General features: G+C 54.8%; 21 protein-coding genes and 1 tRNA gene. 15 read left to right on the forward strand and 7 right to left on the reverse strand.

What is annotated here, in order from left to right; genetic code table 11:
• Positions 1–33: 33 nt before the first annotated feature.
• Together glnE and NNO04_RS07195 are read right to left on the reverse strand one after the other, a co-directional pair.
• Positions 34–2874, reverse strand: coding sequence for a bifunctional [glutamate--ammonia ligase]-adenylyl-L-tyrosine phosphorylase/[glutamate--ammonia-ligase] adenylyltransferase (gene glnE, locus NNO04_RS07190; protein ID WP_271444094.1), 2841 nt, complete (start codon positions 2872–2874; stop codon positions 34–36).
• Between the two features lie 21 nt (positions 2875–2895).
• On the reverse strand, positions 2896–4197 hold the full coding sequence (locus NNO04_RS07195) for a CYTH domain-containing protein (RefSeq protein ID WP_271444095.1): 1302 nt from the start codon (positions 4195–4197) through the stop codon (positions 2896–2898).
• Between the two features lie 241 nt (positions 4198–4438).
• Between NNO04_RS07195 and NNO04_RS07200 the strand changes: the two genes are divergently transcribed.
• Together NNO04_RS07200 and NNO04_RS07205 are read left to right on the forward strand one after the other, a co-directional pair.
• Entirely contained in the window at positions 4439–5059 is a 621-nt protein-coding gene (locus NNO04_RS07200; RefSeq protein ID WP_271444096.1) for a TIGR04211 family SH3 domain-containing protein, read from the forward strand.
• A 63-nt stretch (positions 5060–5122) separates the two neighbouring features.
• Complete coding sequence (locus NNO04_RS07205; RefSeq protein ID WP_271444097.1) at positions 5123–6361, forward strand: multifunctional CCA addition/repair protein; 1239 nt, start codon at positions 5123–5125, stop codon at positions 6359–6361.
• Between the two features lie 51 nt (positions 6362–6412).
• Here NNO04_RS07205 and bacA read toward each other — a convergent pair whose 3' ends face one another.
• Both bacA and folB read right to left on the reverse strand, forming a co-directional pair.
• Positions 6413–7231, reverse strand: a complete 819-nt coding sequence (gene bacA, locus NNO04_RS07210; RefSeq protein ID WP_271444098.1) for an undecaprenyl-diphosphate phosphatase — start codon at positions 7229–7231, stop codon at positions 6413–6415.
• A gap of 91 nt (positions 7232–7322) precedes the next feature.
• A complete protein-coding gene (folB, locus tag NNO04_RS07215) occupies positions 7323–7691 on the reverse strand; it encodes a bifunctional dihydroneopterin aldolase/7,8-dihydroneopterin epimerase (protein ID WP_271444099.1) in 369 nt (122 codons plus the stop codon).
• Positions 7692–7797: 106 nt separating this feature from the next.
• On the opposite strand from folB, the gene plsY reads away from it, so the two are divergent.
• The 8 genes from plsY to ureG all read left to right on the forward strand — a co-directional run bounded on the left by plsY (position 7798) and on the right by ureG (position 13505).
• Positions 7798–8415 (forward strand): glycerol-3-phosphate 1-O-acyltransferase PlsY, encoded by a 618-nt coding sequence (plsY, locus tag NNO04_RS07220; RefSeq protein WP_162379465.1) that lies wholly within the window; start codon positions 7798–7800, stop codon positions 8413–8415.
• Positions 8416–8575: 160 nt separating this feature from the next.
• Entirely contained in the window at positions 8576–9400 is an 825-nt protein-coding gene (locus tag NNO04_RS07225) for an urease accessory protein UreD (RefSeq protein WP_271444127.1), read from the forward strand.
• 10 nt (positions 9401–9410) lie between these two features.
• Entirely contained in the window at positions 9411–9713 is a 303-nt protein-coding gene (locus NNO04_RS07230; protein WP_271444100.1) for an urease subunit gamma, read from the forward strand.
• 9 nt (positions 9714–9722) lie between these two features.
• Complete coding sequence (locus tag NNO04_RS07235; RefSeq protein ID WP_271444101.1) at positions 9723–10043, forward strand: urease subunit beta; 321 nt, start codon at positions 9723–9725, stop codon at positions 10041–10043.
• Complete coding sequence (gene ureC / locus NNO04_RS07240; RefSeq protein WP_271444102.1) at positions 10036–11739, forward strand: urease subunit alpha; 1704 nt, start codon at positions 10036–10038, stop codon at positions 11737–11739. Before NNO04_RS07235 ends, ureC begins: the two co-directional genes overlap by 8 nt.
• A gap of 9 nt (positions 11740–11748) precedes the next feature.
• Entirely contained in the window at positions 11749–12207 is a 459-nt protein-coding gene (gene ureE / locus NNO04_RS07245; RefSeq protein WP_271444103.1) for an urease accessory protein UreE, read from the forward strand.
• Complete coding sequence (locus NNO04_RS07250; RefSeq protein WP_271444104.1) at positions 12207–12878, forward strand: urease accessory protein UreF; 672 nt, start codon at positions 12207–12209, stop codon at positions 12876–12878. The genes ureE and NNO04_RS07250 overlap by 1 nt, the downstream gene beginning before the upstream one ends.
• Before the next feature lie 9 nt (positions 12879–12887).
• Positions 12888–13505 carry an urease accessory protein UreG gene (ureG, locus tag NNO04_RS07255; protein ID WP_271444105.1) on the forward strand — a complete coding sequence of 206 codons (618 nt, stop codon included), beginning with the start codon at positions 12888–12890 and terminating at the stop codon, positions 13503–13505.
• 66 nt (positions 13506–13571) lie between these two features.
• On the opposite strand, the gene tsaD is transcribed toward ureG, so the two are convergent.
• On the reverse strand, positions 13572–14585 hold the full coding sequence (tsaD, locus tag NNO04_RS07260) for a tRNA (adenosine(37)-N6)-threonylcarbamoyltransferase complex transferase subunit TsaD (protein WP_271444106.1): 1014 nt from the start codon (positions 14583–14585) through the stop codon (positions 13572–13574).
• A 237-nt stretch (positions 14586–14822) separates the two neighbouring features.
• Between tsaD and rpsU the strand changes: the two genes are divergently transcribed.
• From rpsU to NNO04_RS07280, 4 genes are all read left to right on the forward strand, one after another.
• Positions 14823–15038: a 30S ribosomal protein S21 gene (rpsU, locus tag NNO04_RS07265; protein WP_001144069.1), complete on the forward strand. Its 216-nt coding sequence runs from the start codon at positions 14823–14825 to the stop codon at positions 15036–15038.
• Between the two features lie 115 nt (positions 15039–15153).
• Positions 15154–16899, forward strand: coding sequence for a DNA primase (dnaG, locus tag NNO04_RS07270; protein WP_271444107.1), 1746 nt, complete (start codon positions 15154–15156; stop codon positions 16897–16899).
• Positions 16900–17064: 165 nt separating this feature from the next.
• The gene (rpoD, locus tag NNO04_RS07275; RefSeq protein ID WP_271444108.1) at positions 17065–18912 is read left to right on the forward strand and encodes an RNA polymerase sigma factor RpoD; all 1848 of its coding nucleotides are present in this window, start codon (positions 17065–17067) and stop codon (positions 18910–18912) included.
• A 58-nt stretch (positions 18913–18970) separates the two neighbouring features.
• Positions 18971–19537, forward strand: coding sequence for an NADAR family protein (locus tag NNO04_RS07280; protein ID WP_271444109.1), 567 nt, complete (start codon positions 18971–18973; stop codon positions 19535–19537).
• 42 nt (positions 19538–19579) lie between these two features.
• Here the strand turns inward: NNO04_RS07280 and mug are convergent, their stop codons facing one another.
• On the reverse strand, positions 19580–20086 hold the full coding sequence (mug, locus tag NNO04_RS07285; protein WP_271444110.1) for a G/U mismatch-specific DNA glycosylase: 507 nt from the start codon (positions 20084–20086) through the stop codon (positions 19580–19582).
• Positions 20087–20212: 126 nt separating this feature from the next.
• Between mug and NNO04_RS07290 the strand changes: the two genes are divergently transcribed.
• Positions 20213–20288 (forward strand) — tRNA-Ile (locus NNO04_RS07290).
• A 136-nt stretch (positions 20289–20424) separates the two neighbouring features.
• Here the strand turns inward: NNO04_RS07290 and NNO04_RS07295 are convergent.
• A complete protein-coding gene (locus NNO04_RS07295) occupies positions 20425–20643 on the reverse strand; it encodes a DNA-binding transcriptional regulator (protein ID WP_024146528.1) in 219 nt (72 codons plus the stop codon).
• Positions 20644–20711 lie beyond the last annotated feature (68 nt).

Below are 20711 nucleotides of genomic sequence, written 5' to 3' on the forward strand. Positions count from 1 at the left end.
AGATTCAAAATTTGCGCGCGATAATATCACACTTCACTCGGCAACCAGCCACTTCTGCCAGCTAGCCCGTACCTGTTCACGCTCTTTGCTAAAAGACGTCTGCGCCACGTGTCCCGGCAACTCTTGCAACGCCAGGTGGTGGAGTTCGTCACGCAACGTGGTGTAGGCCAGCGTCAACGCCTGTGCTTCCTGTTCTTCCATAATGTCGTTTTGCGCCAACAGTTCCAGGATACGCACGTTATCTGACCAACGCGTCAGCTTCGGTTTCTCATGCGCGTAGCGCAGCACCAGATATTGCGTAATAAACTCAATGTCGGTGATCCCGCCCTCGTCAGCTTTGATATCAAAGCGATCGCGATGCTTATTCCCCAGATGCGCGCGCATCTTTTCACGCATTTCACGCACATCGGTTTGCAGCGTTTTGCCATCGCGAACGAGGGTCATGATCGTACGCCGCACGGCGTCAAACTGCGCAGTCAGTTGCGGGTCGCCATAGACCACACGCGCTCGCACCAGCGCCTGATGCTCCCACGTCCAGGCTTCGTTTTTCTGATAATCGGCGAAAGCTTCGGCTGAGGTCACTAACATTCCCGCCGCGCCGGACGGGCGTAATCGCGCATCGACCTCATACAAAATACCCGAAGAAGTACGGGTGCTGAACAGATGCATAATCCGCTGCGACAAGCGCAGATAGAACTGTCTGCCGTCAATTTCTCGCTCGCCGTCGGTCATCACGTCCATCGGACAATCGTGAAGGAAAATCAAATCCAGATCGGAACTGTATCCCAATTCCCAACCGCCCAGCTTACCGTAACCGACCACGGCAAAACCTCGCCCCTGGCGCTCGCACAGATGCTTCGGCTGACCGTAACGCGCCACCATTTGCGTCCACGCCTGTTGCACTACAGCGTCGATGATGGCTTCCGCCAGCCAGGTCAAGTGGTCGCTGACTTTCATCACCGGTAACGTGCCCGCAATATCCGCCGCCGCGATACGCAGCAATTGGGTTTGCTTAAACTGCCGCAACGCCTCCAGTTGCTGCTCTTCGTCATCTTCCGGCACACGCAGCAGATACTGACGCAGCTCATCACGGTAAGCGTCTGTCGCGGTCGGTTGATACAGCGTGTTCGGGTCGAGCAGTTCGTCGAGCAACAGTGGGTAGCGCGCCAGTTGGCTGGCGATCATCGGGGAGGCAGCACAAAGCGAAATCAGATGTTTTAGCGCACCCGGGAATTCACTCAGTAATTCAAGGTACGTGGTGCGGGTCACAATGCCCACCAGCAGCGGCGTAATCCGCGACAGCGGTACAGAAGCGTCTTCACGGGAGCAGACGTCGCTGAGCAAATGCGGCATCAGATGATCGAGGACCTGACGGCCACGCGGGCCAATGGGGCGTTTATCCAGTTCTTTGCGAAAATCGGCAATCAGCGCTAACACGCGCCCCCGCCCTTCATCGGTAAGATGAGCGAGGACTGGCGTGGAATCATCTTCCTGTAGCGCATCCTGCCACAGTTCGCGCCACTGTTCAGACAACGACTCTTCCTGCGTCTCGGTTTCGTCATCGCCAATCAACTCATTAAACACCCGGCGCACATTCGCCATATGGCCGTCCAGCTCGTTGGTGAGCTGCGACCAGTCATCCGCATCCATTCCCCACGCCAGACGCGCCCGATTCAGCTCATCCCCCGGTAGCGTCTGCGTTTGCTCATCATTGATACTTTGCAGCAGGTTTTCCAGGCGGCGCAGAAAGAGATAAGCGATGCGCAACTGTTCCGCGTCGTTCTCAGACAGCAGATGCAGCGCGGCAATCGCATTCAACGTGGGTAAAAGTGAACGTGACTGCAGTGAAGGTTCGCGACCGCCGCGAATGAGCTGGAACACCTGGACAATAAACTCGATTTCGCGAATGCCGCCCGCGCCGAGTTTGATATTGTCTTTCAGACCCCGGCGACGAACTTCACGGGCAATCATCCCCTTCATGTTTCGCAGCGACTGGATCACGCTGAAGTCGATATAGCGGCGGAAGACGAAAGGCCGCAGCATGGCCCGCAATTCGTCAACATAAACGCCATCGGTATCGCCCATGATCCGCGCTTTAACCATCGCATAGCGTTCCCAGTCACGGCCCTGCTCCTGGTAATAATCTTCCAGCGCAGCAAAACTCAACACCAGCGGGCCGCTATCGCCAAACGGACGCAGACGCATGTCCACACGGTAAACAAAACCATCCTGCGTGGGTTGGTCCAGCACCTTGATGAGTCGTTGTCCCATCCGCGTGAAGAACTGCGCGTTATCCAGCTCACGTCGTCCACCTTGTGTGGAACCGTGCTCCGGCCAGGCAAAAATCAGGTCGATATCGGAGGAGAAATTCAGCTCGCCGCCACCCAGTTTCCCCATTCCTAAAATCAGCAGCGGCTGCGGGACGCCGCTCTGATTGCAGGGGGTTCCCCACTCACGGCAACAGGCAGCGTACAGCCAGTCCCGCGCAGCGATGATCAGCGTTTCAGCCAGGTGGCTTAACTGCTGCAAAATACTCTCTTCTTCCACAAGCCGCAGCGCCTGCGCCCAGGCAATACGCACCATAATGCGACGGCGAAACACCCGGAGCTCGCGCATCAGCGCCGCTTCGTCAGCGACCTGCGCCAGCGCCTCCTGCAACCAGGCCGCATAATGTTGCCACTCATCGGCCTGCGGCGACGCGCTTTCCAGCTCAGCAAGCCATTCGGGATGCGCAATAACGCTGTCCCGAACAAAATCGCTGAAGGTAAGTACTGACTTCGCCTGAACACCCGGCGTTGCCTCTAAGATTGCGGCTGGCAGGTGCTCAACAACGGTCTGCCAGTACTGCTGTAAGGGGGAAGAGAGCGGCTTCATAAAAGACGTATCCTTGCCAGATTATCGTTTTCCGCTGTGCAGCCAGAACGGTTCCTGAGAAATGGCTTCGTTGCGGAAATGTTCAATTTCAATGAATTGGCGGGTCACAATCGCATAGCGTAATCCCTGCCAGTTCGCCAGCCAGCTCTGCGCCGCATTGGCGTCGTAATAACCGGCCAGCAATAAGATGCTGTCAATGTTGCGGTTCAGGCGCGGAAGCTGATCGTTGTACTGATCGCCTAACGGCCGACCGAACACAGATTTCAGATCAGCGGCATGCCGTGAGAGGTGAGTATCCGCAAAGCGCTTAAATGAACCTGAAATTTTGTCCTGCGCTTTGGCATCCAGGAACGGCTGCCAGCCTTTGGTCACCAGCCATTCCGTCAACGCCAGTTTAGCCATCGCTGTTTGCGTACTGTAAACCGCCGTCACCGCTGAAACCGCAGAGGCGATCGTCGCTTCTGACTGGGTGAACAAATCACGTAAGTGAGCGCTTGCTTTACGCGGAACAATCCCGCCGAACAGCATGAGTGTGTGGCGAACCAGCCCCATCGCCGCCAGAACATCGGCTTTGGCCTTTTTCTCACCGCGAACCCACAACTCTTCATGGTATTGCCACTGTGACAGTGCTAACTCCAGCGCAGCCTCAAACCCCTGCTCAACGCTGGCTTTCGCTGGCACCTTCAAAATTCCTGTCGCGTTGATTTCTCGCGGCGGGTTTCCCTGCGCCAGGTGGTAACCACGGGCCGCTTTGCTCAGGCTGCCCTGGCGTAATCCGGATTGGGAAACCAGCTGATTTGCCAGTTTCAGCACGCTGCGCATATCGCCTTTGAGCAGCTCAAGTTCCAGTTCGCAGATAGGCTCAGCGAACTCTCCCGCCTTCACATCCCCCAGATCGAGCGCGATTTCAATCTGGCTGCCTTCAACCTCAACCACCCATTTTTCACGATAAAAATCAGTGCGGAACAGCGGTTGCACTTGTGAAGCGAGATCGGCCGGCATTTCGCCGTTTGGCCAGACTTCGGGAGGGAGTTTAGCGAGATCCAGCGTCGGTTCGGTCAGCGATACATTGTATTCCGGACGCTGGTGCAGCCCCCCTGTCACCCGGCCCGCGATTTTCATGGTCATTTCATAATGACCGTTCTCGCCCCGAATACGCAGCCCCATATCGTGACTGCGCAGCCAATTATCTGATGTTTCGTAGTAAATATTCAGCAATTGACTGGGGGCATGATGCACCCCGCCTAACGTGTGCAGATGGTCGCGCAGTGCGTCTACCGCTTCGCGGTTGACGATAAACTTTAATTCGATTTCCTGAGCCATGGTCTTGTACTTATGGGTTATGTCACATATGGGAAGAATGACGGCGAACTTAATGCGTTCTTGTTTGTCAGTACATAGTATTTTGCGCCAAATAGCCATACAACGAGCAATTTGACGGGCGTAAAAGTTTGAAACAGTGGCATAGATGACACAGAAGATTCCGATTGATGTCGAATACTTTGCGTAGAGACACTGATGCCACTACTATCGTTCCACTTTCTATGACAATAACGACAGCCTGATGCCAAAATTACGCCTGATTGGATTAACTTTACTTGCACTTAGCGCCACTGCCGTCTCCCATGCTGAAGAAAAGCGCTATGTTTCTGACGAATTGAGCACCTGGGTCCGCAGCGGTCCGGGGGACAACTACCGCCTCCTGGGTACGATAAACGCCGGCGAAGAAGTGACTCTCTTACAAACCGATGCCAATACTAATTACGCTCAGGTGAAAGACAGTACCGGTCGTACTGCCTGGATCCCGATGAAAGAGTTGAACAGCACCCCCAGCCTGCGTATTCGCGTACCGGATCTGGAAAACCAGGTCAAAACGCTGACCGATAAGCTCAACAATATTGATACGACCTGGAATCAGCGCACGTCCGACATGCAGCAAAAAGTGTCGCAGAGCGACAGCGTGATTAACGGGTTAAAAGAAGAGAACCAGAAGCTGAAAAACGAGCTGATTGTTGCGCAGAAGAAAGTCGATGCCGCCAGCGTGCAGCTTGATGACAAACAGCGCACCATTATCATGCAGTGGTTTATGTATGGTGGCGGCGTACTGGGGCTCGGTCTGCTGCTCGGTCTCGTCCTGCCGCACATGATCCCAAGTCGTAAACGCAAAGACCGCTGGATGAACTAAATCGCCTTCTCCACCACACTGACATATCATTGAGAGATGATGTTTTTCAGGAGAGGAAGTGGCGTGAAGATTTATCTGGTCGGTGGTGCTGTTCGGGACGCGTTGTTAGGGCTACCGGTTAAAGATAAAGATTGGGTGGTGGTTGGCGCCACGCCTCAGGAGATGCTTGACGCGGGCTACCAGCAGGTAGGCCGCGATTTTCCCGTCTTTCTTCACCCGCAAACACGTGAAGAATATGCGCTGGCGCGCACCGAGCGTAAATCGGGTTCGGGTTATACCGGTTTTACCTGTTATGCCGCCGCCGACGTGACGCTGGAAGACGATTTGCAGCGCCGCGACCTGACGATCAACGCCCTTGCGCGTGACGACGACGGCCAGATCATCGACCCGTATCACGGCCGTCGCGATCTGGACAACCGCTTGCTGCGCCATGTCTCTCCCGCTTTCAGCGAAGATCCGCTGCGCGTCCTGCGCGTGGCGCGTTTTGCTGCCCGCTATGCTCACCTCAGCTTCCGTATTGCTGATGAAACCATGACGCTGATGCGTGAGATGACGGCTGCCGGTGAGCTGGAACACCTCACGCCGGAAAGGGTGTGGAAAGAGACCGAAAATGCCCTGACCACCCGTAACCCGCAAGTCTTCTTCCAGGTTCTCCGTGACTGCGGCGCGTTGCGCGTACTGTTCCCCGAAATAGACGCTCTGTTTGGCGTCCCCGCCCCGGCAAAATGGCATCCGGAAATTGATACCGGGATCCACACGCTGATGACGCTGTCGATGGCCGCCATGCTCAGTCCGCAAGTCGATGTGCGCTTCGCCACGCTGTGTCACGATCTGGGGAAAGGGTTAACGCCAAAAGAGTTCTGGCCGCGTCATCATGGTCATGGTCCGGCGGGCGTTAAACTGGTGGAGCAGTTATGCCAGCGTTTACGCGTCCCCAATGACATTCGCGATTTAGCCAAACTGGTGGCGGAGTTCCACGATCTGATTCATACCTTCCCCATCTTGCAGCCAAAAACGATCGTTAAACTGTTCGATTCCATTGATGCCTGGCGAAAACCGCAACGGGTGGAACAAATCGCGCTGACCAGCGAAGCGGATGTTCGCGGGCGTACGGGCTTTGAAGCGTCGGACTATCCGCAAGGCCGCTGGTTACGAGAAGCCTGGCAGGTGGCACAGGCCGTACCGACCAAAGAGGTGGTTGAAGCAGGATTCAAAGGTCTGGCGATTCGAGAAGAGCTGACCCGACGCCGTATTGAAGCTGTGACGGACTGGAAAGCATTACGCTGCCCAAAGCCAGAATAATTGCCGGAATTGCCGGATAGTCGCGTAAACGCCTTATCCGGCAATCTGAAATCAGAAGAACACAACGTAAACAGCCGCTGCCACGATAAAACGGTAAATCGCAAACGGAATGAACGAGATGCGTTTGATCAGCTGCAGGAAGGTCTTGATCGCCACCAGCGCGACGACAAAAGCGGTAGCAAAGCCGACGGCAAACATCGGGATGTCGGCAAGCGTCAGGAACGACCAGCTTTTGTAGAGATCCAGCGCAGTGGCGCCCATCATCATCGGCACGGCCAGCAGGAAGGAGAATTCAGAGGCCGCATAACGGCTCACGCCCATCAGCATACCACCGGAAATCGTGGCACCCGAGCGGGAAAAGCCCGGCCACAGCGCCAGACACTGGAAACAGCCGATCATAAATGCCTGACGGTAGGTCATGTCGTCGAGACCCGGCGCGCGCGGCTCTTTCGGCTTCAGGCATTCCGCCGCAATCAGCAGCAAACCACCGACCACCAGCGCATACATCACGTTAACCGGGTTAAACAGCGATTTAATGGTGTCGTGGAATACCAGTCCCAGCACCACCGCAGGGATCATCCCCAACAGAATATGCCCCAGCGTCAGACGCCCTTTTCCAGTGCCTTCATGTGGTCGCTTGCCAAAGTGAATGCCGATCAGTCCGAATAAACGTCGCCAGAACATTACAACGACGGCCAGGATAGAACCCAGTTGGATCACCACTTCAAACGTCTTCGCGGTATCGCCTTCAAACCCCAACAAATGACCAACGATAATCATGTGCCCGGTACTGGAGACGGGCAAAAACTCCGTTAATCCTTCGACCACACCCAAAATTGCCGCTACCAGCAGCGAGTGCATATCGCTCATCAATAAACCCCTAAATGTAAAAAATTATGCAGCAAAAAATGGATCCTGCGTTCAGACCCATTTATAGCCAGTTGGTTTAAAAATTATAGAGTTAATTATTTTCTTTCAGATTATTGCCACGCTCAATGATTACGCCAACATTCGCCGCACGCGCCACAGCGCCGGGTTTACTGAGTTTGATACGCACCCACGGAGAATTAAACCGCGCCAGCAGCAGATCGGCAACCTCTTCCGCCACCCGTTCAACCAGCGCAAAACGACTGCCTTCCACGTGATTGACAACCGTTTCGGCAATGTCTGCATAGCTTAGACAATCCGCCACATCATCGCTTTTGGCTGATTTTCGGTTGTCCCACGCCATTTCGATATCGAACACCAGTTTCTGTTCAATGGTCTGTTCCCAGTCGTAAACACCGATAGTGGTGATGACCGAAAGTTGCTCTATAAATACAATATCCATCACGACCTGCTCGCTTTTTGGCTAACCCGGATACCACTTCCGGCGAATTATGCGTATTATCCACAGAAGTAACGTTTAACACGACATTTTCAAAACGGAACAGCTTATGAGTGCAATCGCGCCTGGAATGATCCTCTTCGCGTACCTCTGCGGCTCAATTTCCAGCGCCATTCTGGTCTGCCGCATCGCTGGACTGCCCGACCCGCGTGAGAGCGGTTCCGGTAATCCGGGCGCGACCAATGTGTTAAGAATCGGTGGCAAGGGAGCGGCCGTAGCGGTACTGGTTTTCGACGTCCTCAAGGGCATGTTACCCGTCTGGGGCGCATACGCGTTAGGCGTCAGCCCTCTCTGGTTGGGATTGATTGCGATCGCGGCCTGTCTGGGGCATATCTGGCCGGTCTTCTTTGGTTTTAAAGGTGGCAAAGGCGTTGCTACTGCATTTGGCGCGATAGCGCCGATTGGTTGGGACTTAACGGGTGTTATGGCGGGCACCTGGTTGCTGACCGTGCTGCTGAGTGGCTATTCGTCGCTCGGCGCTATTGTCAGCGCCCTGATCGCACCGTTTTATGTTTGGTGGTTTAAACCGCAGTTTACCCTTCCGGTCTCCTTGCTATCGTGCCTGATTTTGCTGCGCCACCATGACAACATCCAGCGGCTGTGGCGTCGTCAGGAAACGAAGATCTGGACCAAACTAAAGAAAAAGAGCGAAAAAGATCCCGAGTGATCCTATTCGCTGCTTATCGTCAGCGCAGGCTGGCAGCCTTCATTGGGCCTGCCTGGCCGCTGCCCCTCTTTTCCATAAGCTTCTCATATGACCGTTTTGCCGGAGCGCTGAGGCATACTTTTTGCCATGCACACACCCTCATGCTGATAAGGGAAACGCTCTGGACACGGTTGCGCAAGAGACTCTCACTCGGGGCTGGCAGGCCAAACTGGATCTGCGGTTTACCCGTGCCGCGCACAAGACGGTACTTTTTTCAGCCCGCCATGTGGGTCCGCTGACGGTACAGCGTCCGTTTTATCCAGAAGATGACGTCTGCCATCTTTATTTACTCCATCCCCCAGGTGGGATAGTCGGCGGTGACGAGTTACACATATCCGTCGCTCTCGAAACAAACTGCCATGTACTCATCACCATGCCTGGCGCGGGAAAGTTTTATCGCAGCTGCGGCCCCCAGGCTCAGTTGCGTCAGGATTTTACGCTGGCCCCCAACGCCACGCTGGAGTGGCTACCGCAGGATACGATCCTCTTCCCCGGCGCAAATGCCAGTATTCGTTCGGTATTTCATCTTACGTCAGAGAGCCGTCTGCTGGCCTGGGATCTACTTTGCCTCGGACGGCCTGTCCTGCAGGAGAGATTCAGCCACGGTGAACTGCATAACCGACTTGAAGTGTGGTGCGACGGCGTTCCGCTGCTGATTGAACGACTGCATCTGGCTCATGGCGAGCTGTCAGCCATCGCAAATCAACCGTGGTGCGGCACCCTGCTGTGCTACCCGGCAACGGAAGCCATGCTGGACGGCACGCGCGAACGACTGACGCCTCTCGGCGGTTATGCAGGAGCGACGCTGGTCGACTCACTGCTGACGGTCCGTTTTCTCTCCGATGACAACCTCGTCGCGCAGCGCGTGATGCGTGATATCTGGCACTTTCTGCGCCCACTGCTGACGGAAAAACCACCCCACCTACCCCGTATCTGGCAAACCTAAGAGACTCACTATGGAACTGACTCCCCGAGAAAAAGACAAGCTATTGCTCTTTACCGCTGCACTGGTGGCAGAGCGTCGCCTGGCCCGCGGGCTTCAACTGAATTACCCGGAATCTGTGGCATTGATTAGTGCATTCATTATGGAAGGCGCGCGTGACGGAAAAAGCGTGGCCGCACTGATGGATGAGGGTCGCCATGTCCTGACGCGCGAACAGGTGATGGAGGGCGTGCCGGAGATGATCCCGGATATTCAGGTTGAAGCCACCTTTCCGGACGGATCAAAGCTGGTCACCGTCCACAATCCGATCGTGTAAGGAGCAACGATGATTCCTGGCGAATACAAGATCTCCGCAGGGAAGATCGCGATCAACGAAGGACGGGAAACCTGCACAGTTGTGGTGGAGAATCATGGCGATCGCCCGATCCAGGTTGGATCGCACTACCACTTTTACGAAGTGAATCCGGCACTGCACTTTACCCGCGAGGCTGCGCGCGGTTTTCGTCTGAACATTCCTGCAGGCACCGCAGTGCGTTTTGAGCCGGGGCAAAAGCGGGAGGTCGAACTGGTGCGCGTAGCCGGCGCGCAACGCATTTTTGGCTTTCGCGGTGAGGTGATGGGGCCACTGGAGGCAGGCGATGAGTGAGATTGCCCGACAGGCATATGCCGATATGTTCGGCCCAACAACCGGCGATAAAGTGCGTCTGGCTGATACCGAATTGTGGATCGAAGTGGAAAACGATCTCACCACTTATGGTGAAGAAGTAAAGTTCGGCGGCGGCAAAGTGATCCGCGACGGTATGGGGCAAGGTCAGATGCGCGCCGACGCGTGTGTGGATCTGGTGATCACCAATGCGCTGATCGTCGATCACTGGGGGATCGTTAAAGCGGATATCGGTATTAAAGATGGTCGGATCTGCGCCATCGGCAAAGCCGGTAACCCGGATATTCAGTCCAATGTCACGATCCCTGTCGGCGTCGGAACTGAAGCGATCGCCGGTGAAGGCAAGATCGTCACTCCTGGCGGGGTGGATACGCACATTCACTGGATCTGCCCCCAGCAGGCGGAAGAGGCGCTGGTGTCTGGCGTGACGACGATGATCGGCGGAGGTACCGGCCCCGCCGCGGGCACCAATGCCACCACCTGTACGCCAGGACCGTGGTATATCGCCCGAATGCTACAGGCGGCAGATACACTACCGGTGAATATCGGTTTGCTTGGCAAAGGCAATGGATCTCATCCCGACACGCTTCGCGAGCAGATCACCGCTGGAGCTATCGGTCTAAAGATCCATGAAGACTGGGGCGCAACGCCCGCAGCTATCAACTGCGCACTGACCGTGGCTGAGGAGATGGACATTCAGGTGGCGCTGCACAGCGACACGCTGAACGAGTCCGGTTTTGTCGAAGATACGCTGGCAGCGATTGGCGATCGCACGATTCATACTTTTCACACTGAAGGCGCGGGCGGCGGTCATGCGCCAGATATCATCACCGCCTGCGCGCACGCCAATATCCTCCCCTCTTCCACCAATCCGACGTTACCGTATACCGTCAACACCATTGACGAGCATCTCGACATGCTGATGGTCTGCCACCATCTCGACCCGGATATCGCCGAAGATGTGGCGTTTGCTGAATCGCGCATTCGTCGGGAGACCATCGCCGCCGAAGATGTACTGCATGATATCGGCGCGTTTTCTCTGACCTCGTCCGATTCTCAGGCGATGGGGCGCGTTGGCGAAGTGATCCTGCGAACCTGGCAGGTGGCGCACCGAATGAAGGTACAACGCGGTCCTCTGGCTGAAGAGTCGGGAGACAACGATAACCTGCGCGTCAAACGTTATATCGCCAAGTACACCATTAACCCGGCGCTGACTCACGGCATTGCACATGAAGTGGGTTCTATCGAACCCGGCAAGCTGGCGGATCTGGTGCTCTGGTCTCCGGCCTTTTTCGGTGTAAAGCCCGCAACGATCGTGAAAGGCGGGATGATCGTCTGCGCGCCGATGGGCGACATCAACGCCTCGATTCCAACACCGCAGCCCGTGCATTACCGCACGATGTTCGGGGCGCTCGGCGCCGCACGTCATCACACTCGCCTGACGTTCCTTTCGCAGGCCGCCGCAGAAAATGGCGTGGCGCAACGGCTCAATTTACGCAGCGCAACTGCCGTAGTGACAGGCTGCCGGACGGTGAAAAAAGCCGACATGATCCACAACAGCCTGCAACCTAATATTACCGTTGATGCCCAGACCTACGAGGTCCGCATCGACGGTGAACTCATTACCAGCGAACCGGCGGACGTGCTGCCGATGGCGCAACGCTATTTTTTATTTTGAGGAGACGAGATGCTGTTTCTGACCCAACGTATTGAAACACCTGCTGCGGTGACTGCCACGCTAACACTACCCATTGATGTACGTGTGAAAAGCCGGGCGAAAGTACAGCTAAACGACGGGCGAGAAGCGGGATTATGCTTGCCGCGTGGCCTGCTACTGCGCGGCGGCGATCGCCTGAGTACCGATGACGGCTCCGAGGTCGTGGAGATCATCGCCGCTAACGAAGGCGTTTCGGTGGTGCGCTGTGCCGATCCGTTCCTGCTCGCCAAAGCCTGCTATCACCTCGGCAATCGCCATGTGCCGTTGCAGATCCTGCCGGACGAGTTGCGCTATCACCACGATCACGTACTGGACGATATGCTGCGCCAGTTCCACCTGGAGGTCACCTTCGCCCATCTACCGTTTGAACCCGAGGCAGGCGCGTATGCCAGCGAATCCCACGGCCATCACCCTGGTCATGCGCACTGATGCGTGAAACTCAACAGCTGCGCCTGATGCAGCTCGCCAGTAGCAGCTTACCAGTGGGATCGTTTACCTGGTCCCAGGGACTGGAGTGGGCAGTGGAAAGCGGCTGGGTAAAAAACGTGGACGAATTTGCCCGCTGGCAGACGCAGCAAATGGAGCGGAATTTTTTTACTGTCGATCTGCCGCTGTTCGCCCGGATATCCCGCGCCTGCGAACAGGACGATATCGTCGCCGCCCGCCGCTGGACGGCGTATCTGCTGGCCTGTAGGGAAACTCGCGAACTGCGTGCAGAAGAGCGCAACAGAGGCGCTGCGTTCACAAGGCTGGTGGTGGACTGGATTGCGGACTGCCCGTCGCCGTGGCGCGTACTCATGGCTGACAGCCAACTTTGCGGTATGGCCTGGCTTGGTGTGCAGTGGCGAATTCCGCTCCCGGACCTGGCGTTAAGCCTCGGATACAGCTGGATAGAGAGCGCCGTGATGGCCGGGGTTAAACTGGTGCCGTTTGGCCAACAGGCGGCGCAGCGTTTGATTCTTGCGCTTTGCGAACACTTCGCGCAGGGCATGATCCAGGCACTACAGTGCCCCGATGAAAATCTGGGTTCTGCAACGCCGCTGGCCGCCATCGCTTCTGCCCGTCACGAAACCCAATATTGCCGTTTATTTCGCTCCTGAGGAGAGACAATGACTGAATATAAACATCCCCTGCGCGTTGGCGTGGGCGGCCCGGTCGGTTCCGGTAAAACCGCCCTGCTGGAAGCGTTATGCAAAGCCATGCGCGAGACGTATCAGCTGGCCGTGGTGACCAACGACATTTACACCAAAGAAGATCAGCGCATCCTCACCGAAGCAGGCGCGCTGGCACCGGAGAGGATTGTCGGGGTTGAAACCGGCGGCTGTCCGCATACCGCTATCCGTGAAGACGCTTCGATGAATCTGGCGGCGGTAGAAGCGTTAAGCGAAAAATTCGGCAATCTGGATCTGATTTTTGTGGAGAGCGGCGGCGACAACCTGAGCGCCACCTTTAGCCCGGAATTAGCGGATCTGACGATCTATGTGATCGACGTCGCCGAAGGTGAAAAGATCCCGCGCAAAGGCGGACCGGGGATCACCAAATCCGATTTTCTGGTGATCAACAAAACCGATCTCGCCCCTTACGTAGGCGCTTCGCTGGAGGTGATGGAACGGGACACAATGCGTATGCGCGGCGAGCGCCCGTGGACGTTTACCAATTTAAAAACGGGCAACGGTCTGGCGACGATTATTGAATTCTTAGAAGAAAAAGGGATGCTGCGCGTGTAATTGCCCGGTGGTGGCGAGTTTTGTTTGCCGGACAAGGCGCTTACGCCGCCATCCGGCAAACACACATTACGCTGCAGGCAATTCTGCCAGAGGCCAGCGTGGACGCACGGTCACTCCGAGATCTGCCGTAGCTCCAGCTTTAAAACGCACCATCCCGGCATAGGCGATCATCGCGCCGTTATCCGTACAAAACTCCGGGCGCGCATAAAATACTTCGCCACGACGCTTTTGCATCATCTCGGCAAGCTTAGCGCGCAGCGTGCGGTTGGCGCTCACGCCGCCCGCCATCACCAGACGTTTGAAGCCGGTCTGATCCAGCGCGCGTTTGCACTTGATCATCAGCGTATCCACCACCGCGTCCTCAAACGCTCGGGCGATATCAGCACGGGTCTGATCGTCATCGCCATTACTGCGAATCGTGTTGGCCGCAAAGGTCTTCAGGCCGGAGAAGCTGAAGTCCAGCCCCGGGCGATCGGTCATCGGACGTGGGAAAACAAAACGCCCGGCAGTCCCCTGGGCTGCCATTTTCGACAACATCGGGCCGCCAGGATAATCGAGCCCCAGCAGTTTGGCTGTTTTATCAAAGGCTTCGCCCGCCGCATCATCAATGGACTCGCCCAGCAGTTCGTACTGACCGACCCCTGTCACGCTGATGAGCTGAGTGTGGCCGCCAGAAACCAGCAGCGCGACAAACGGAAATTCCGGCGGATTCTCTTCCAGCATCGGAGCCAGCAGATGACCTTCCATATGATGCACAGGGATAGCAGGAACATTCCACGCAAAGGCCAGTGAACGCCCAACGGTTGCGCCGACCAGCAGCGCGCCGACCAGACCCGGCCCCGCGGTATACGCCACCGCATCAATTTCTTTCGCCGTTAAACCCGCTTCTTTCAGCGCTGCCTGGATCAACGGTACGGTTTTGCGCACGTGATCGCGCGAGGCCAGTTCAGGCACCACGCCGCCGTAGTCAGCATGCAATTTCACCTGACTATACAATTGGTTGGCCAACAGACCCGTTTCATCGTCGTAAATGGCGATGCCGGTTTCATCGCAGGATGTCTCAATACCCAATACACGCATGACTTATTCTACCTCGCTCTATTACCGCGCAGTGTAGGACCAATGCGGGTTGATGTAAAACTTTGTTCGCCCCTGGAAGAAGCCTCGTGTATACTCCTCACCCTTATAAAAGTCCCTTTCAAAAAAGGCCGCGGTGCTTTACAAAGCAGCAGCAATTGCAGTAAAATTCCGCACCATTTTGAAATAAGCTGGCGTTGATGCCAGCGGCAAACCGAATTTATTAAAGGTGAGAGTTACATGCCGGTAATTAAAGTACGTGAAAACGAGCCGTTCGACGTAGCACTGCGTCGCTTCAAGCGTTCCTGCGAAAAAGCAGGTGTTCTGGCGGAAGTTCGTCGTCGTGAGTTCTATGAAAAACCGACTACCGAACGTAAGCGCGCTAAAGCTTCCGCTGTGAAACGTCACGCGAAGAAACTGGCTCGCGAAAACGCACGCCGTACTCGTCTGTACTAAGTCTTCTGAGGGTCGCGGCCCTCAATTCAGACCGAGTTGTAGTTGTAAGGCCGTGCTTCCGAAAGGAATGCGCGGCTTATTTTCGTTTATGAGTTTTAAAAAATAAACGGGGCCTATGGCTGGACGAATCCCACGCGTATTTATCAATGACCTGCTGGCGCGCACCGACATCGTCGATCTCATCGACGCACGGGTGAAGCTAAAAAAACAGGGCAAAAATTACCATGCGTGCTGTCCGTTCCATAACGAAAAAACCCCCTCTTTCACCGTAAACGGTGAAAAACAGTTTTATCACTGCTTTGGATGTGGCGCGCACGGTAACGCCGTCGATTTTCTCATGAACTACGACAAACTCGAGTTTGTGGAAACGGTCGAAGAGCTGGCTGCGATGCACAATCTTGAAGTGCCCTATGAAGCAGGCAACGGCCCCAGTCAGATAGAGCGCCATCAACGGCAAAGTCTTTATCAATTGATGGACGGTCTGAACACATTTTATCAACAGTCTTTGATGCAACCCGCCGCTACCCCCGCGCGCCAGTATCTGGAAAAGCGAGGATTAAGTCGCGACGTGATCGCCCGTTTTGCCATTGGTTTTGCGCCCCCCGGCTGGGACAACGTCCTGAAACGGTTTGGCGACAATGCTGATAATCGCAAATCGCTGGTTGATGCGGGTATGTTGGTTACCAACGATCAGGGACGCAGTTACGACCGCTTCCGCGAACGGGTGATGTTCCCCATCCGCGATAAGCGTGGACGGGTGATTGGTTTTGGTGGTCGTGTATTGGGCGATGCCCTGCCGAAATACCTGAACTCCCCGGAAACCGATATTTTTCATAAAGGCCGTCAGTTGTATGGCCTTTACGAAGCCCAGCAGGATAACGCTGACCCACAGCGCCTGTTAGTGGTGGAAGGCTATATGGATGTGGTAGCGCTGGCGCAATACGGCATTAATTACGCCGTGGCGTCTCTTGGGACATCGACCACTGCCGATCACATCCAGCTGTTATTCCGTGCGACGAACAACGTCATTTGCTGTTACGACGGTGACCGTGCCGGACGCGATGCCGCATGGCGAGCGCTGGAAACCGCGCTGCCTTATATGACGGATGGTCGCCAGTTACGCTTTATGTTCTTACCTGACGGTGAAGATCCTGACACGCTGGTGCGTAAAGAAGGTAAAGAAGCGTTTGAAGCCCGGATGGAGCAGGCATTACCGCTCTCCGCGTTTTTGTTTAACAGCCTGCTGCCGCAAGTGGACTTGAGTACCCCGGACGGACGTGCCCAGCTCAGTACGCTGGCGCTGCCGTTAATCACGCAGGTGCCGGGTGAAACGCTGCGTATTTATTTGCGACAGGAACTGGGCAACAAGCTCGGCATTCTGGATGACAGCCAGCTTGAACGATTAATGCCTAAATTGTCCGAAAGTGGTGCTTCCCGGCCAGCTCCGCAGCTAAAACGCACGACCATGCGTATACTGATAGGGTTACTGGTGCAAAATCCAGATTTAGCACCGTTGGTTCCACCGCTTGCTGGGCTGGATCCAAAAAAATTGCCAGGACTTGGCTTATTTGTAGAACTGGTCAACACTTGTCTGTCTCAGCCAGGTCTGACCACTGGGCAACTTTTAGAGCATTATCGCGGCACAAATGATGCGGCGACCCTTGAAAAATTGTCGATGTGGGACGATATAGCAGATAAGGATATCGCAGAAAAAACCTTCACCGACTCACTCAACCATATGTTTGATTCGATGCTTGAGCTGCGCCAGGAAGAGTTGATAGCTCGTGAGCGCACACACGGTTTAAGCAGCGAAGAACGCCGGGAACTCTGGACGCTAAACCAGGAACTGGCGAAGAAATAAGTGAAAGACAAAAGTATTTAACGGCTTAAGTGCCGAATATCGATCGGGAAGCCCCCGACAGCCGCACTGAGAGGCAGCGGCACAAATATAAGTACGCCCTCGTTTTGCCGTTGGCGGTTTAACCGCCCAACACCAATCAAACGAATTAAGTGTGGATACCGTCTTATGGAGCAAAACCCGCAGTCACAGCTGAAGCTTCTTGTCCAACGTGGTAAGGAGCAAGGCTATCTGACCTATGCCGAGGTCAATGACCATCTGCCGGAAGATATCGTCGATTCAGATCAAATCGAAGACATCATCCAAATGATCAATGACATGGGTATTCAGGTGATGGAAGAAGCACCGGATGCCGATGATCTGCTGCTTGCTGAAAACACCAACAGCACCGATGAAGACGCGGAAGAAGCTGCGGCTCAGGTTCTCTCCAGCGTGGAATCTGAAATCGGTCGTACAACTGACCCGGTACGCATGTATATGCGTGAAATGGGCACAGTTGAACTGTTAACCCGTGAAGGCGAAATTGACATCGCTAAACGCATCGAAGACGGGATTAACCAGGTTCAATGCTCCGTTGCCGAGTATCCGGAAGCCATTACCTATCTGCTTGAACAGTACGATCGCGTTGAAGCTGAAGAAGCGCGTCTGTCCGATCTGATCACCGGTTTTGTTGACCCGAACGCGGAAGAAGACCTGGCACCTACCGCCACTCACGTCGGTTCTGAACTCTCTCAGGAAGAGCTGGATGACGACGAAGATGAAGACGAAGAAGACGGCGACGACGATAGCAGCGACGACGACAACAGCATCGACCCTGAACTGGCACGCGAAAAATTCGCAGAATTGCGTACACAGTACGAAGTCACCCGCGACACCATCAAAGCGAAAGGCCGCAGCCATGCCGCTGCACAAGCTGAGATTCAGAAGCTTTCTGAAGTGTTCAAACAGTTCCGCCTGGTGCCAAAACAGTTCGACTACCTGGTAAACAGCATGCGCGTCATGATGGATCGCGTCCGTACCCAGGAACGTCTGATCATGAAGCTCTGCGTTGAGCAGTGCAAAATGCCGAAGAAAAATTTCATCACGCTGTTCACGGGTAACGAAACCAGCGAAACCTGGTTCAACGCCGCAATCGCGATGAACAAACCGTGGTCTGAAAAACTGCACGACGTGGCAGATGACGTTCACCGCGGTCTGCAAAAACTGCAGCAGATTGAAGAAGAAACTGGCCTGACTATCGAACAGGTAAAAGATATCAACCGTCGTATGTCCATCGGTGAAGCGAAAGCCCGCCGTGCGAAAAAAGAGATGGTTGAAGCGAACTTGCGTCTGGTTATCTCCATCGCCAAAAAATACACCAACCGTGGCCTGCAGTTCCTCGATCTGATTCAGGAAGGCAACATTGGTCTGATGAAAGCGGTAGATAAATTCGAATACCGTCGTGGTTATAAGTTCTCCACCTATGCAACCTGGTGGATCCGTCAGGCGATCACCCGCTCCATCGCGGATCAGGCGCGTACCATCCGTATCCCGGTACATATGATTGAGACCATCAACAAGCTCAACCGTATCTCCCGCCAGATGCTGCAAGAGATGGGGCGCGAACCGACGCCGGAAGAGCTGGCCGAGCGCATGCTGATGCCGGAAGACAAGATCCGTAAAGTGCTGAAGATCGCTAAAGAACCTATCTCCATGGAAACGCCGATCGGCGACGATGAAGATTCGCATCTGGGTGATTTCATCGAGGATACCACCCTCGAGCTGCCGCTGGACTCTGCCACCACCGAGAGCCTGCGTGCCGCAACGCACGACGTGCTGGCTGGCCTTACCGCGCGTGAAGCGAAAGTGCTGCGTATGCGTTTCGGTATCGACATGAACACCGACCACACGCTGGAAGAAGTGGGTAAACAATTCGACGTAACCCGCGAACGTATCCGTCAGATCGAAGCGAAGGCGCTGCGTAAACTGCGTCACCCGAGCCGTTCTGAAGTGCTGCGTAGCTTCCTCGACGATTAATCGTTTTTCATTGTTCTTAAGCCCTCCTCGTGAGGGCTTTTTTACAGGAGTAACCCCCATGCAACAAGGATGCTATTCACTCCCTGCACTGGTCCGCGCGCTCGATAACAATCAGCATGTTGAATACCTGTGGTTCTGGGGACATCAACCCTCCCCCAACGGCACGATTACCGCCTCTTGTTTCAGTCAGTGGTGGCAGAACTCGCCTTTCAGTCATAACGGTGTGGTATATGCCACGGCGGAGCACTGGATGATGGCCGGGAAAGCACGTCTGTTTGGCGATGAGGCCATGCTGACGAAGATCCTCGCAGCGCAAACGCCCGCAGAAGCCAAAAAGCTGGGCCGCAAAGTCGCAGGATTTGACGAACGCCGCTGGCAGGAGAGCTGTTTCGAGCTGGTGTGTGAGGGCAATTACCATAAGTTTAGCCAGCACCCGGCGCTCAAATCATTTCTCCTCAGCACCGCCCCTCGTGTTCTGGTAGAAGCCAGCCCGGTCGATAAAATCTGGGGAATTGGTCTGGCAAAAGATCATCCGGATGCTGCAACACCGTCGCGCTGGCAGGGTGACAATCTGTTGGGATTTGCCCTTATGGAAGTCAGGGATCGCCTGACAAAAGAGTCATAATTCAACTTACCCCCGGCTTGCGTCGGGGTTTTCACGTCATACTTAACGTCCGTGTCCCCTTAGCGCCTCATCCAGCTCCCGATAGGCTTCGACCAGCTTGTCCAGTGTGATCCGACTTAGCCCGCTGGTATTCGGTAACACCCATATCTGGGTCGCGCCAATACGCATCACCTGTTTGCCCCACTGTACGCCACGCTGACCAAATCCCTGTTCAAAAGCCTGCTTCCCAAGAATTGCCAGCGCTTGTGGCTGATAACGCTCGATCTTCTCAATCAGGTTGCGACCGCCGCTGTATAACTCTTCTCGCGAGACTTCATTCGCCTGTACCGTCGGTCTGTCGACCAGTTTGGTCACGCCGCAGCGAAAATCCAGCAGGTGTTGCGCCTCTTCCGGTTTTAGCTGACGATCGGTAAATCCGGCCTGATGAATCACCTTCCAGAAGCGGTTAGCAGGATGCGCAAACGGAAGCCCCGTCCCCGCCGAAGACAGTCCAGGGTTGATGCCGCAAAACACGACGCGAAGCCCCGACGCCAGTATGTCCTTAACCATAATACCTCCCCAAATAATGCAACAGAGGGGAAGTATAACGAATTGAAAATACGTTGTTTATAAAAACAGCATACGTACGGTTATGGCTGGATTGCAGCACAGAGTTACTTTATAATCCCTCGCCACGGCCCCTTAGCTCAGTGGTTAGAGCAGGCGACTCATAATCGCTTGGTCGCTGGTTCAAGTCCAGCAGGGGCCACCAAATTTTAGCTGTAAAATCATATAATTAAGCCACTCTAGCGAGTGGCTTTTTTGTTGTCTGGATATCCGTTGGCAGCAAAGTGGCAGCAGAATTTCAGCTACCATCAACAAAAAACCCGCCGAAGCGGGTTAATTTTTTAGAAATTCATGTGTCCCTGTCCACTATTTAATGGGTGTGGCGGAGCATGATCGACAAGTCCAGGGGTAACAATGTAGCGCACGACGGTTTCATGGGTAACAAAAGTGGTGCCACAATTAATATTTTGGCACTGGCAGTAGCGTTCTTTAGTGTTATCAGACACCCGAAAGCTACTACGAGTATGTGCAGCATGTCCGCATTTCGGACAATTCATCATATCCGTCTCTCCCCACCGATTCCTCGCAATCACATAATGATACACCACACATCCATTTTGTGAACAAA

Origin of the sequence: Citrobacter sp. Awk 4 (assembly GCF_028069725.1) — a bacterium.
Taxonomy (GTDB): domain Bacteria; phylum Pseudomonadota; class Gammaproteobacteria; order Enterobacterales; family Enterobacteriaceae; genus Citrobacter_D.